Here is a 14055-nt window from a genome sequence, read left to right as displayed (position 1 = left end):
CAGGAAAAAACACAGGTAAAGTCTCCCTACCTATGTTTTCCCGCGATTGATAACTGCACACTGACTTATTCAGCGCCATCAGTATCCTGTTGCGCACCACCGTTACCGGCTGACTGGTGGTAATTGCTGCCGCCGGTCCCCGGGTTTGCGCCACCGCTGTGGTGAGAAACCGGACGGGAAGGTACGACGGTAGAGATCGCGTGTTTGTAAACCATTTGGCTGACCGTGTTTTTCAGCAGAATAACAAACTGGTCGAATGATTCGATCTGACCCTGCAATTTAATACCGTTGACCAGATAAATAGAAACCGGAACCCTTTCGCGACGTAATGCGTTCAGGAACGGATCTTGCAAAGATTGCCCCTTAGCCATTCTGTATTTTCCTTATTTTGTTGTTTTTTAAATGAAACCCAAACCGGGTTCGAAAAATAACTACTCAAAAACTTTCGTAACCCGTTAATTGTACACAATCAACGGCGCTATGCACGAAGAACCTGCATAACGGCTTTAAGAGATTGTTCAGGCTGTTCACTGTCAAGCCACTGAACGCCTTCCCAACCCCGCAACCACGTCATCTGCCGCTTGGCAAGCTGACGGGTGGCGCAAATGCCCCGATACACCATGTCATCATAACTGATTTCACCGGCCAGATATGACCACATCTGGCGGTAGCCGACACAACGGATCGACGGCAAATCCGGATGAAGATCCCCGCGCTGATACAGCGCACGGACTTCGTCCTCAAAACCGGCTTCCAGCATCATCTGAAAGCGCATCTCAATGCGCTGATGCAATATTTTACGGTCTGCCGGTGCAATGGCAAACTGATAAGCATTAAAGGGCAAATTTTCCCCGGCCGTTTCCGTCAGTTCTGTCATCGTTTTTCCGGAGATATAATAGACCTCCAGTGCCCGGCTGAGCCGCTGCGGATCATTCGGATGGATCCGCGCCCCGGCGACCGGATCAATCCGGCTCAGTTCATCATGGAGAACCTGCCAGCCTTCCTGTGCCGCCCGCGCCTCAATCTGTGCCCGGATTTCCGGGTCAGCGGACGGCAGCGGCGATAATCCTTCCAGCAACGCCTTGAAATACATCATGGTTCCGCCGACCAGCAGCGGAATTTTTCCCTGCGCGGTTATCTCATGCATTGCCGCCAGCGCATCACGGCGGAAATCGGCGGCGGAATAGGCCACTGATGGATCGAGAATATCAATCAGCCGGTGCGGGGCGAGGGCCAGCTCGGCAGCATCGGGTTTTGCGGTCCCGATATCCATCCCCTTATAAATCAGTGCGGAATCTACACTGATGATTTCCACCGGCAGGTGCTGACGCAGTTCAATCGCCAGCGCGGTTTTTCCTGAAGCCGTCGGCCCCATCAGAAACAGGGCAGCGGGTTTATGATGATTCTGTTCACTCATGACGTAATGCTGCAACGACCTCAGTTAAATCAATTAATTGCACTAAATCTGACGGCGGTCTGCGCACCAGTTGCGGGCACAGCCGTTCCACATCGGCCAGCAGCTGCACTGCCTGCGCTTTGCTCTGAACCGCCGGTTCACTGACCAGCATCTCTGCCAGCCGCGAGGCAATGGCGTTTTCATCCGCCTCCGGGTTATCAGCCAGAAAACGCAGTAATTCAGGGATAAGATGCGGTAAATTTTGCTGACGAAGCGGTAACGATACCGTACGAATCGTCGCTTTTCCACGGAAAACTGAGCCTTCTATGCCGAAAGTACGCAATACCCCGGCAAACCGCGTAAATGTCTCACACTCCTGTGCATTTAACGCCATCTGAAGCGGGATCATCAATGGCTGGGATTTCAGTCCCTGCTCTCCCGGGATCAGTTGCTGACAACGCAGATAATGTGATGCTTTGCTGAGGGAAAACAGCGCAATACCGGCATCTGTCTCAATTAACGCATAACACGGCGGATAAAGCGTAAGGATTTTACCAAAACTTACACGCTCACTTTTTTCCGTCACCGGCTCACTTGCGGCGCTGATCCGGTTTTCTGACAGAAAAGTACTTTTTTCCGGAAACAGCTGCGGCTTAGTTTCTGCCGGTGTCTGCATCAGTGACTGATATATTCCGGCTTCTTTCGGGCTGTATCCGGGTTTATCCGCAGAATATGCCGGTTTTCCGCTGCTGCGGCTGCTGTGAGACGCGCCGCCCCCGGTGGTTTCCCGGTGCGGCGGCGGTGTGAGTACGTCCTCACGCTCAAACATATTTTTACCGGCTGCCGCACGGTTTTCCGGCACATGCTGCGTCTGCGGCGCTGACGGATCCGGTTCAAACAGAGAGACCGGCTGCTCATGCTGTTTCAGCACACTGAGCACCGCCTGGTAAATAAAGTCATGCACCAGCCGCGCCTGATGAAAACGCACTTCATGCTTGGCCGGATGGACATTCACATCCACCTGACGCGGATCGATGGTCAGATAGAGAACATAAGCCGGTTGCTGATCGCCGCTCAGCCGGTCTTCATAGGCCTGACGGATGGCGTGGTTGATCAGGCGGTCACGCATCATCCGCCCGTTAACATAGCAATACTGTAAATCCGCCGGGCCGTTGTAATCTGCCGGTGAGGCCACCCAGCCGCGGATCTCCAGCGCTTCGTGAGTCCAGGTTACCGCCAGCGCCTGCTGCATAAAAGCCGTACCGCAGATAGCCCCGAGACGACGCTCCTGCTGATCATCCGCTTTAACCGGCCGGTACTGGCGCATCAGTTTGCCGTTGTGGGTGAGATTAATGGCCACATCAAAACGGGACAGCGCGATACGCCGCACCACTTCATCAATATGACCGAATTCGGTTTTTTCAGTACGCAGAAATTTGCGCCGCGCTGGCGTATTAAAAAAGAGATCCAGCACTTCCACGGTACTGCCCGCCGGATGCGCCGCCGGTTTCAGCGTCACGTCCATTTCACGCCCTTCGGCATACGCCTGCCAGGCTTCATTCTGCTCACGGGTGCGGGAGGTAAAGGTCAGGCGGGATACCGAGCTGATACTGGCAAGCGCCTCACCGCGGAACCCCATACTCATGATGGCTTCGAGATCGTCAAGTGTGGCAATTTTACTGGTGGCGTGACGGGCCAGCGCCAGCGCCAGCTCGTCTTTGGCAATACCGCAGCCGTTGTCACGGATACGGATAAGCTTTTCACCACCGCGCTCAATATCAATATCGATACGGGTGGCACCGGCGTCCAGGCTGTTTTCCACCAGTTCTTTCACCACCGATGCCGGGCGCTCAACCACTTCGCCTGCGGCTATCTGGTTTGCCAGCTGCGGCGGTAAAATCCGGATCGCCATAATTGCCCCCGTTCTCCTGTTATTTGGACGGTGCTGCCTGTAACGGATTCGCGGTAAAATATGCGCGTAATCCGCCGTGGATCGCGGCAGCGACCTGTTCCTGGTAAGTATCGGATCCTAACAGCTGTTCTTCAGTGCTGTTACTGATAAAGCCGGTTTCCACCAGAATGGACGGAATATCCGGTGAACGCAGCACCCCGAGGCTCGCGTGCTCCGGCGTGCTTTTGTGTACTTTGCCTATCTGGCGCAGCTGACGGATCACATCCTGCGCCACGGCATAACCGACGCGCTGAGAGTTACCGAACTGCAGATCCAGCACCGCCTGGCTGAGATACGGATCGGCACCGTTTGCCAGTGCATCACCGGCACCGCCGAGCAGTTCGGATTGTTTCTCGCTCTGTTCCAGCCAGTTACCTAATTCGTTGTTTGCCCGCCGGTTGGAAAGCACCCAGACTGATGAACCGGTCGCGGTGCGGTTTGGTGCGGAATCCGCATGGATAGACACCAGCATGTTGGAGCCGAATTTACGCGCCACTTCTGAGCGCCCGGCCACCGAGATAAAATAATCGCCGTCACGGGTCAGTACCGGTTTGAACATCGGGTCATCTTTCAGACGCTTTTCCAGCTTGCGGGCGATACTGATAGTGACATTTTTCTCTTTCAGCCCGTTCTGACCGATAGCGCCCGGGTCTTTCCCGCCGTGTCCGGCATCAATCGCCACCACGACCTGACGACTGTTTTTAGGCAGTTTGCCTGTCGGTACCACCGGAATTTTTGCCTGTGCCGGTGCGGCGGCCGGGGTGGTTGCTGCCGGAGCCGCACTGCCGCTGTTCATGCGCAGCGGTTTACCGGTTGTGGTGGTGACCGGTTGTACGGCAGCCACCGGGGCGGCGGTATAACTGTTTTTGCCGGTCAGGGTGATAGTCAGGCCGCTGCTATCCGCAGCATCACGGAAACTGTTTTTATCCGCCAGTTCCAGCACGATACGCTGATGCTGAGCATCCGGCGCGCGGCTCTCTCTGACCACTTTAATCAGCCCGTTATTCAGATTGATCGGCAGACCGGTAATTTTCTGCGGCTGACGGATGTCGATCACCAGACGCTCCGGGTCATGCAGCGGAAACAGTTTATATTGCGGTTTGCCGTCAAAACTGAGCTGTAATGTGCCCTGAGAGCCGTTGTTGCTCACATTGATGTTCGTCAGGGACGCCGCGTTTCCGGCTGCACTGAACAGCAGGCTCACGCTGAAAAACAGCGCCGTCAGCCATGAAACGGCAGCCACATCAGATTTCCGTGTCAGATATGCATTCATTATCGGTAATTCCTCACATCTCCGCTAACTTATCCAGGAGTTCTTCACCATAAGGGGAACGGGCGGCAAAACGGGCTTCCCGTCCTTCCCCATCATACCGTAAGTGCAATTCCAAATCTGCATCCGGCAGAAAACCGGCCCCTTTTTGCGGCCATTCGACCAGACAGACAGTGTTTTCCCCGAAATAATCGCGGATCCCCATAAACTCCAGTTCTTCCGGATCCGCCAGGCGGTACAGGTCAAAGTGATAGACCGGGCGCGGTGAAAGCTCATACGGCTCAACCAGGGTGTAAGTCGGGCTTTTCACATGGCCGGGATGCCCCAGCGCCTGAAGAAAACCGCGGCTGAAGGTGGTTTTTCCGGCGCCCAGATCGCCGAAAAGATGCAGGACAAATCCGCGCTGACTCTGCTGTGCCAATGCACGGCCGAGCGCGACAGTGGCAGCTTCATCTGCCAGCGTAAACAGACGTTCTTTCATTCTCGTTGTCGTCACAGGTTATTTTATTGAAATAATTGAGCGTGTAATCCGTTAAACATACCACATTCCGGTGATATACCTGCATAACGGCGTGCAGAAAAACGACAATAATGCACAGTTTTTGTGCCGGACGGTCTGTGATAAACTCCGCACCATTCACCATCACACCTGCAATGTAAGTAAACACTCACTAATGAGCACTCACCCTGATTTACACCAGCTTGCCACCCGGATCAAACAATGGGGACGCGAACTCGGCTTTCAGCAGGTCGGTATCTGCGATACGGATCTCAGTGCGGAAGAGCCGAAGCTGCAGGCATGGCTGGATGCGGGCTATCAGGGAGAGATGGACTGGATGGCGCGCCACGGCATGATGCGCGCGCGCCCTCATGAACTGCTGCCGGGTACGCTGCGGGTGATCAGTGTGCGGATGAACTACCTTCCGGCCAAAGCATCCTTTGCCGCTGTACTGCAAAACCCGGAACAGGGTTATATCAGCCGTTATGCGCTGGGGCGTGATTATCACAAGCTTCTGCGCCAGCGCCTGAAGCAGCTGGGAGAGCGGATTCAGGCTGAGTGTGATGAGCTGGCTCTGGATAATACCTTCAGTTACCGTCCGTTTGTTGACTCAGCGCCGGTACTGGAACGCCCGCTGGCAGCCAAAGCCGGTCTTGGTTGGGTTGGTAAGCACTCACTTATTTTAAACCGTGAAGCCGGTTCCTGGTTTTTCCTCGGCGAGCTGCTGATCAACCTGCCGCTGCCGGTTGATACCCCTGTTGAGGAACAGTGCGGCCGCTGTGTTGCCTGCATGACCACCTGTCCGACTCAGGCGATTGTCGCGCCTTATACTGTCGATGCACGCCGCTGCATCTCCTACCTCACCATTGAGCTGGAAGGCGCTATCCCCGAAGAATTCCGTCCGCTGATGGGAAACCGCATTTACGGCTGTGATGACTGCCAGCTTATCTGCCCGTGGAACCGTTTTTCACAACTGACAGACGAGGCGGATTTCTCCCCGCGCAAGCGGCTGCATACACCGGAACTGCTGGATCTATTCGCCTGGGATGAAGCCACTTTCCTGCGGGTGACAGAGGGTTCCGCTATCCGGCGCATCGGGTATCTGCGCTGGCTGAGAAACATCAGTGTCGCGCTCGGCAACGCACCGTATGAAGATAAAATTATTATTGCGCTGACAGAAAAAACCGGACTGGCTGACTGGCTTGATGAGCATATCCGCTGGGCAGTTACCCGTCAGTATGCAAAACGGGGTGAATCAGCTATTGAAATACAGACTTCACAACAAAAACGCCTGATCCGCGCCATTTCCAAAGGTTTACCGCGCGACGCCTGAACCCGCCTCATCATCCCGTTAAGTTATCCACAATGTTCAGTGTTGTGAATAATATAAAAAGACCTTGCCTATCAATGTGAAGAAAAAATACAAGAGCGCTGTCACACAATTCACATAAATTAAATTAACATATAAATATCAATATATTAAATATACGACCGTTCGGTATTTCGCGGGATTCTGTGATTCAGCCGTCAAAATCAGCCTGTGGATAACTCTGTGCAGAAAAGTGTGTCAGAACCGCCGGGATGTGAATAACATGCCCCGCTGCGCTGTGGATAAAAAATGACATCCGGACAAAAAAATTGTCCCTGTTTGACTTAATCACCCCATGAAAGGTGATGAAAAGCAGAAACTGACATAAAGATAGTGCAGAAAGTGCCGGTGGTAATCTTTCACTGTCTGAATAATCACCGCTGGTGATCGTTCATCTGCCCTTCGTCAGAGAGGGCGAAAATTCTATTTCACCACGCCGGGATTAGCAAGTCTTTTCCCTGTATTTACGAAAAAAAGTCATCTAACCGATTAAATTATCAGCAAAAGTTCAGTGTGTCCGGTTTTAGGCTGCGGATACCTGTGAGTGATGATTATTTGCACCGCACAGCAATTTTCCCGGCAGAACCGGTAACAGAAATCACGCAAAGGATTATTCAGAAAATAATGTTTGGGGGGACTGAAGAGAAGAAAAAGATTGGAGCGGGAAACGAGACTCGAACTCGCGACCCCGACCTTGGCAAGGTCGTGCTCTACCAACTGAGCTATTCCCGCATCACAACGGTATATATCCGGCTATCTGAAAATTGGAGCGGGAAACGAGACTCGAACTCGCGACCCCGACCTTGGCAAGGTCGTGCTCTACCAACTGAGCTATTCCCGCGTCACAACCGGTATATTACCTGACAATCTGCAAAATTGGAGCGGGAAACGAGACTCGAACTCGCGACCCCGACCTTGGCAAGGTCGTGCTCTACCAACTGAGCTATTCCCGCATATTTTGCAATTTGCCCGCACCGCTTTCGATTGAAAATCTATCTCGGTACGGGGAGCGCATTATACGAAAAATTCATTTTCTGGCAAGCCCTCCGGCGCGAAAAAATGAATTTTTTTGTTCAGATGCCGATAAAACCGGCAAATATGCTATAAAACACGCAATCCGAACTAATATTAACCGATCGGCGGCTGAAAATCAGCCCCCGTTTTTTATCACAGACGGATAAAGGTTTCGCGGTAGTAAGCCAGTTCCGCAATTGACTCACGGATATCATCCAGCGCCTGATGGGTGTTTTTCTTGGTGAAGCCGTCCAGCACTTCCGGCTTCCAGCGGCGGGCCAGCTCTTTCAGGGTGCTGACATCCAGGTAACGGTAGTGAAAATATTGCTCGAGAGCCGGCATATAACGGAACAGAAAACGGCGATCCTGACCGACGCTGTTACCGCAGATAGGAGAAACCCCCTGCGGCACCCACTGTTCCAGAAACGCGATAGTCGCCTGCTCGGCCTGTGCGTCAGAATACGTGCTGGCGCGGACACGTTCAATTAACCCGCTGGCACCGTGTGTGCGGACATTCCAGTCATCCATCAGGCCTAACTGTTCATCAGACTGATGTACCGCCAGAACCGGGCCTTCCGCCAGAATATTCAGGTTTGCATCCGTCACAATGGTGGCGATTTCGATAATCCGGTCACGTTCCGGGTCAAGTCCGGTCATTTCCAGATCGATCCAGATAAGGTTCTGTTCACTTTTAGCCATGTTGTATCCTATAGTTACCTGAGTATCCGCCTGTTTTTTGTTCACACGGATTGAATGATGACGGGTAAAATGAATGGTGTATCATAGCGCGTAATCCGCCCTGCCGCGAGTCACCCCGGCGGGCACTTTCTTCTTTACGTGGTGTCAAAACAGACGAGGTTTCGTTGGCTAAACAAAAACTTTCCAAAGGTCAGGTACGGCGTGTTCAGGCAAACCAGCAGCGCAAACTGCGCAAAGAGAACCGCCCGGAGCCTGAAGACAGCCTGTTCGGTGAGGCTCAGGAAGGACAGGTAATCAGCCGTTTCGGGCAGCATGCGGATATTGAAGCCGCAGACGGCTCGGTACAGCGCTGCAACCTGCGCCGCACCATCAAATCACTGGTCACCGGTGACCGTGTGGTCTGGCGTGCTGCATTGCAGAATAACGAAGAAGGCCGTGTTAACGGCATTGTTGAGGCGGTGCATGAGCGAGAGTCGGTACTGACCCGGCCGGATTTTTATGACGGTTTAAAACCGATCGCCGCCAATATCAACCAAATCGTGATTGTTTCCGCGATTTTACCGGAACTATCACTCAATATTATTGATCGCTATCTGGTCGCCTGCGAAACACTCGGTGTGGAACCGCTGATTGTCCTCAACAAAATTGACCTGCTGAATGACGAAAGCCGCGACCAGGTCAATGATTTAATGAATATCTATCGTAATATCGGGTACCGTGTGCTGGAAGTGTCCGGCCACACCAACGAGGGGATTGATGCACTGACGGCGGCACTTGCCGGACGTATTTCCATTTTCGCCGGACAATCCGGTGTCGGAAAGTCCAGCCTGCTCAATACATTGCTGCCGGAAAACGCCGATATCCTGGTGAATAACGTTTCTGATGTTTCCGGGCTGGGTCAGCACACCACCACCGCCTCACGGCTGTATCATTTCCCGCACGGCGGGGATGTGATCGACTCACCGGGAGTGCGTGAATTCGGGTTGTGGCACCTGACACCGGAACAGGTCACGCAGGGATATACCGAGTTCCGCGATTATCTCGGCGGCTGTAAATTCCGTGACTGCAAACACGGGGATGACCCGGGCTGTGCGCTGCGCGACGCTGTGGAGAACGGCGAAATCAGTGCGGAACGCTTTGAAAATTATCACCGCATTCTGGAAAGTATGGCACAGGTCAAGCCACGCCGTAATTTTACGGCCGGTGAAGACTGACAAGCGCAATAAGCACAGGTACAATAGCCCCCTTTTGTTCAGAATTCGCCGGAAAAACCGGCAGATAACAAACAATACCAGAGGTCGATGTGCTGGATACTCTTAAAATAAAATTACAATATTTGCTGCCTAAACAGTGTCTTACTCAGCTGGCAGGCCGCTTTGCCAACAAAAAACTTGGCTGGCTGACGCAGCTGGCGATCAAAGCATTCGCCAAAGCCTACAACGTGGATATGCAGGAAGCGAAAGAGAGCGAGTTTATCGCTTACAGTACCTTCAATGAGTTTTTTATCCGCGCGCTGAAAGAGGAAGTCCGTCCGATCGTGCAGGGCAGTGAAACCCTGGCGCTGCCGGCAGACGGCACCATCAGTCAGCTGGGGCTTATCCGTGACGATCAGATTTTACAGGCCAAAGGGCATAATTACACCCTGGAAGCCCTGCTCGCCGGAAACTGGCAACTGGCGGATCAGTTCCGCAACGGGCAGTTTGTAACCACTTACTTATCTCCGCGTGATTACCACCGCGTGCATATGCCGTGTGACGGTCATCTGCGCGAAATGATCTATGTCCCGGGCGATCTGTTCTCCGTCAATCCACTGACCGCCGCGAATGTACCGAACCTGTTTGCCCGTAACGAGCGTCTGATCTGTGTGTTTGACACGGATTTCGGCCCGATGGTACAGATTCTTGTCGGCGCCACGATTGTCGGCAGTATGGAAACTGTCTGGTGCGGTATGGTCACACCGCCGCGTGAAGGGATTGTCCGCCGCTGGACTTACCCGGCACACGACAGTGTCTGTGCGGTAAACCTGAAAAAAGGCGAAGAGATGGGCCGCTTTAAGCTCGGCTCCACCGTGATCAACCTGTTCCCGGCGGATACCGTTGCACTGAACAGCGCACTGGCAAACGGCGTTTCCACCCGCATGGGTGAACTGCTGGCCACCCGCATCACCGCAGATGATGCCGCCTGCGCGGAAGAAAGCCCTGTAAGTCCGTCACAACCGGACACCGCTGCCACTCACTGAGGACTCTCCCCTGTGCGCCTGATTATCTCATTTTTACTGGCGGTTTTTCTTTTCTCCCCGCTGACAGCGGTATATGCGGCATCGGACATCAACGAGCCGCAGATCCGCCAGGAACTGAAGCGGATTGAGAGCAGCAAAGATCCGAAAGATATTGAGATGGCGCAGGCGTTACAGGCGACCCTGAACTGGCTGGCAGACAGCAAAGCCGCAAATGAGCGGGCACAGAGCTATCAGGACACCATCGATAACTTCCCGAAGCTGGTCAGGGCGTTACGCCAGCAGTTGCTGGAAGAGAGTGATTCCCCGGCCAAAATTCTGACCACCCGCCCTATCAGCGACCTTGAGCAGCAGGTTATTCAGCTCAGCGGACAACTGCTGGAGCAGGGACGGCTGTTACAGCAGGAGCAGGACAAAAACCGCGAAATCAGCGATTCCCTGACTCTCCTGCCCCAGCAGCAGTCCGAAGCCCGCCGTCTCCTGAATGAAGCCACCTCCCGCCAGCAGGGACTGGCAACCCCGCTGACCCCGCTTGCCGAGGCTCAGGCCATACTGGCCGCCGCAGAAGTCCGGGCGCGCAAAGCAACGGTCAATGAGCTGGAACTGGCACAACTTTCTGCCAATAACCGCCAGGAACTGACCCGTATCCGTCTCGAACTGCTGCGTAAACGCTATCAGCGGCTGGATCTCGAACTTCAGCAGCTGCGCAGTGTGCTTAACGGCAAACGTCAGCAGAAAGCGGAACTGGCGCTGGAGCGCACCGAACTGCTGGCCGAACAGGCCGGTGATTTACCGCCGTACCTGAAAGAACAGATTGATATCAACCGCGAGCTGTCGCAGGTACTGAATGATCAGGCCGCGCACATGAGTGATATCGGGGAGATGCAGCGCCAGGCGGCGACCGATATCCAGAAAGCCCGCCAGGTGCTCAGCACTATTCAGGAGCAGGCACAGTGGCTGAACGGCTCAACCGCGCTGGGAGAAGCCCTGCGCGCCCAGCTCAGCCGCCTGCCGGATATGCCGAAACCGCAGCAGCTGGATAAAGAGATCACCGACCTGCGTGTTGAGCGTCTGAAATATGAAAATATGCTCGATGCCCTGTCCGGCAATAATAATGAGCCGGATACGTCACAGACAGCCTCTCTCCCGGCGGATCAGGCCTCGCTCTATCAGCAACTGATTCAGAACCGCAAAGAACTGCTCGGCTCCCTGCTCTCCGGTTACGATACCGAAATTCTGGAGCTGACCAAGCTCAAAGTGACCACCAGTCAGCTCAGTGATGTACTGATTGAAGTCCGCGACGACACCCACCGCTATCTGTTCTGGGTGGCGGATGCCACACCGGTTTACCTCAATTACCCGATTGAAGTACTGACCAGCCTGACCAAACTGCTGTCCCTGGATACCCTGGCGCAGCTCGGCGGTGCATTTAAAACCATGTTCTCGTGGCAGAACAAAGAGATTTCACTCTATATTATCAGCACCCTGCTGCTGGCGATTTTCGGCCTGAACTACCGCCGCCATTATCAGGCATTCCTGGACAGAACCAGTCAGCGCATCGGTAAAGTGACACTGGATCGCTTCTCTATCACGCTGCGCACTCTGTTCTGGTCTGTACTTGTCTCCCTGCCGCTGCCGGTGCTGTGGTCAGCTATCGGCTACGGGTTACAGAATGCCTGGCAGTACCCGATGGCAAAAGCGATCGGTGACGGTGTCAGCGCCACCACGCCGGTGCTGTGGCTGTTTATGTTCTGTGCGACCTTTGCCCGGCCTAACGGGCTGTTTATCGCACAGTTCCGCTGGCCGGAAGCCCGCGTTAAACGGGCAATGCGTTTCTATCAGCTTTCTATTTTTGTCATTGTGCCGCTGATGATGGCAATGACCACTTTTGAATATTTCAATGACCGGGAGTTCGCCCCGACACTCGGCCGCCTCTGCTTCCTGCTGCTGTGTGCCGCACTGTTTATCATTACCAGCAGCCTGCGCCGTGCGGGGGTTCCGCTCTATCTTGACCGCCACGGCAGCGGCGACAATGCCGTCAGCAAAGGGATGTGGTGGCTGCTTCTGCTGGCTCCGGTTGTGGCAGCGATTGCCGCTCTGCTCGGCTATCTCGCGACCTCACAGGCGCTGCTCGGCCGCCTGGAAACCTCGGTCGCCATCTGGTTTATGCTGCTGGTGATCTATAACATCATCACCCGCTGGATGCTGATCCAGCGCCGCCGTATCGCCTTTGAACGCGCCAAACAGCGCCGTGCTGAAATCCTGGCCCAGCGGGCAAAAAGTGATGATGACAGCGGCGTCAACAGCAATGCCAACAGCGCGGAAGGTGTGATTGATATTGAAGAGCAGGTCATTGACCTCGATACCATCAGTGCGCAGTCGGTCGGGCTGGTCCGCTCCATCCTGACCATGATTGCCCTGGTATCCTGTATTCTGCTCTGGTCTGAATTGCACACCGCCTTCTCCTTTATGGAAAATATCCGCTTGTGGGATGTCAGCAGCAGTATCAACGGCGTGGATACCCTCCAGCCCATCACGCTCGGCTCTGTCTTTGTGGCTATTCTGGTGATTATCATCACCACGCAACTGGTGCGGAACCTTCCGGCACTGCTGGAACTGGCGCTGTTACAGCATCTGGATCTGACACCCGGCACCGGTTACGCCATCACTACCCTGACCAAATACGCGATCACACTGGTCGGCGGAATTGTCGGCTTCTCACTGATCGGCATTGAATGGTCGAAAATGCAGTGGTTTGTTACTGCAATGGGTGTCGGGCTGGGCTTTGGTTTACAGGAGATTTTCGCCAACATTGTTTCCGGCCTGATGATCCTGTTCGAAAAACCGATCCGTATCGGCGATACCGTGACTATCCGTGACCTGACCGGCAGCATCACGCGCATCAACACCCGCGCCACCACGCTGACAGACTGGGACCGCAAAGAGATTATCGTTCCGAACAAAGCCTTTATTACCGAGCAGTTTATCAACTGGTCGCTCTCGGATACCGTCACCCGTATCGTCCTGACCATCCCGGTCCCGGCAGAAGCCAATCCGGAGCAGGTCACTATTCTGCTGCTGATGGCGGCACAGGACTCGGCAATGATTCTGGATACGCCAAATCCGGAAGCTTACCTGGTTGATTTACAACAGGGTATTCAGATCTTTGAACTGCGCGCCTATGCCGCTGAAATGGGGCACCGCCTGCCGGCGCGTCATGAGATCCATCAGAATATCCTGCGCAGCTTCGCGGAAAACAACATTATTCTGCCGTTCCCGCCGTTTGAAGCGCGGGTGGATATGGTGGGGAATATTCTGCGCAGCGGCACCAAAAACCTGTCGGGCCGTAACCCGTCACGGAAATCAGGGGCGTTGTGATATCACAGACAGTGATCCATACCGCCGTGGTGTGAACAAGTGCCGCGTCCTTTCGGGGCAGAATAAGAGCCGTCTCTGCAGACGGCTTTTATATTCGGGTCATAAGTAATATAACCGAATGCACCGATAATATCGTACATTTTTTCCGACAGAAGATGAGTAATAATCTGAATGCGGACAACCTGAACTTCAGATGTTATTTCTGAGATTCCTACTGACAATAAAACCATACTTTAATCGTCA

The 14055-nt window shown here is 54.0% G+C and carries 10 protein-coding genes and 3 tRNA genes; 4 read left to right on the top strand and 9 right to left on the bottom strand.

Features of this window, described 5'->3' with window-relative positions; genetic code table 11:
* Positions 1–65: 65 nt before the first annotated feature.
* From hfq to tsaE, 5 genes are all read right to left on the bottom strand, one after another.
* Entirely contained in the window at positions 66–371 is a 306-nt protein-coding gene (hfq, locus tag ACF8OF_RS18970) for an RNA chaperone Hfq (protein ID WP_004241361.1), read from the bottom strand.
* Positions 372–478: 107 nt separating this feature from the next.
* The gene (gene miaA / locus ACF8OF_RS18965; RefSeq protein WP_262882584.1) at positions 479–1417 is read right to left on the bottom strand and encodes a tRNA (adenosine(37)-N6)-dimethylallyltransferase MiaA; all 939 of its coding nucleotides are present in this window, start codon (positions 1415–1417) and stop codon (positions 479–481) included.
* Positions 1410–3308, bottom strand: coding sequence for a DNA mismatch repair endonuclease MutL (mutL, locus tag ACF8OF_RS18960; RefSeq protein ID WP_262864326.1), 1899 nt, complete (start codon positions 3306–3308; stop codon positions 1410–1412). The genes miaA and mutL overlap by 8 nt, the downstream gene beginning before the upstream one ends.
* A gap of 19 nt (positions 3309–3327) precedes the next feature.
* Positions 3328–4620, bottom strand: a complete 1293-nt coding sequence (locus ACF8OF_RS18955) for an N-acetylmuramoyl-L-alanine amidase (protein ID WP_279798903.1) — start codon at positions 4618–4620, stop codon at positions 3328–3330.
* A 13-nt stretch (positions 4621–4633) separates the two neighbouring features.
* Positions 4634–5098, bottom strand: a complete 465-nt coding sequence (gene tsaE / locus ACF8OF_RS18950) for a tRNA (adenosine(37)-N6)-threonylcarbamoyltransferase complex ATPase subunit type 1 TsaE (RefSeq protein ID WP_024474246.1) — start codon at positions 5096–5098, stop codon at positions 4634–4636.
* A 193-nt stretch (positions 5099–5291) separates the two neighbouring features.
* Between tsaE and queG the strand changes: the two genes are divergently transcribed.
* Complete coding sequence (gene queG, locus ACF8OF_RS18945; protein WP_392497390.1) at positions 5292–6449, top strand: tRNA epoxyqueuosine(34) reductase QueG; 1158 nt, start codon at positions 5292–5294, stop codon at positions 6447–6449.
* 692 nt (positions 6450–7141) lie between these two features.
* Here the strand turns inward: queG and ACF8OF_RS18940 are convergent.
* The 4 genes from ACF8OF_RS18940 to orn all read right to left on the bottom strand — a co-directional run bounded on the left by ACF8OF_RS18940 (position 7142) and on the right by orn (position 8198).
* Positions 7142–7217 (bottom strand) — tRNA-Gly (locus ACF8OF_RS18940).
* 33 nt (positions 7218–7250) lie between these two features.
* Positions 7251–7326: transfer RNA gene (locus ACF8OF_RS18935), tRNA-Gly, on the bottom strand.
* A gap of 36 nt (positions 7327–7362) precedes the next feature.
* A tRNA-Gly gene (locus ACF8OF_RS18930) sits at positions 7363–7438 on the bottom strand.
* A 214-nt stretch (positions 7439–7652) separates the two neighbouring features.
* Positions 7653–8198, bottom strand: coding sequence for an oligoribonuclease (gene orn / locus ACF8OF_RS18925; RefSeq protein ID WP_262863049.1), 546 nt, complete (start codon positions 8196–8198; stop codon positions 7653–7655).
* 164 nt (positions 8199–8362) lie between these two features.
* Here orn and rsgA point away from each other — a divergent pair, with 164 nt between their 5' ends.
* From rsgA to mscM, 3 genes are all read left to right on the top strand, one after another.
* Entirely contained in the window at positions 8363–9412 is a 1050-nt protein-coding gene (gene rsgA / locus ACF8OF_RS18920) for a small ribosomal subunit biogenesis GTPase RsgA (RefSeq protein ID WP_262883870.1), read from the top strand.
* 89 nt (positions 9413–9501) lie between these two features.
* Positions 9502–10437, top strand: coding sequence for an archaetidylserine decarboxylase (gene asd, locus ACF8OF_RS18915; protein WP_262883869.1), 936 nt, complete (start codon positions 9502–9504; stop codon positions 10435–10437).
* A 12-nt stretch (positions 10438–10449) separates the two neighbouring features.
* Entirely contained in the window at positions 10450–13812 is a 3363-nt protein-coding gene (gene mscM / locus ACF8OF_RS18910) for a miniconductance mechanosensitive channel MscM (RefSeq protein ID WP_392497389.1), read from the top strand.
* The last annotated feature ends 243 nt before the right edge of the window (positions 13813–14055 follow it).

This window comes from Morganella sp. TYF_1 (genome assembly GCF_043105645.1).
In the GTDB taxonomy this organism is placed as follows: Bacteria; Pseudomonadota; Gammaproteobacteria; order Enterobacterales; family Enterobacteriaceae; genus Morganella; species Morganella morganii_B.
Note: the sequence above shows the minus strand (reverse complement) of the source record. Positions and strands in the feature narration are given on the sequence as shown.

Excerpts from the sequence above, each read along its gene's own strand:
- hfq (WP_004241361.1), bottom strand. The coding sequence starts at position 371 with ATGGCTAAGGGGCAATCTTTGCAAGATCCGTTCCTGAACGCATTACGT.
- miaA (WP_262882584.1), bottom strand. The coding sequence starts at position 1,417 with ATGAGTGAACAGAATCATCATAAACCCGCTGCCCTGTTTCTGATGGGG.
- mutL (WP_262864326.1), bottom strand. The coding sequence starts at position 3,308 with ATGGCGATCCGGATTTTACCGCCGCAGCTGGCAAACCAGATAGCCGCA.
- ACF8OF_RS18955 (WP_279798903.1), bottom strand. The coding sequence starts at position 4,620 with ATGAATGCATATCTGACACGGAAATCTGATGTGGCTGCCGTTTCATGG.
- tsaE (WP_024474246.1), bottom strand. The coding sequence starts at position 5,098 with ATGAAAGAACGTCTGTTTACGCTGGCAGATGAAGCTGCCACTGTCGCG.
- queG (WP_392497390.1), top strand. The coding sequence starts at position 5,292 with ATGAGCACTCACCCTGATTTACACCAGCTTGCCACCCGGATCAAACAA.
- orn (WP_262863049.1), bottom strand. The coding sequence starts at position 8,198 with ATGGCTAAAAGTGAACAGAACCTTATCTGGATCGATCTGGAAATGACC.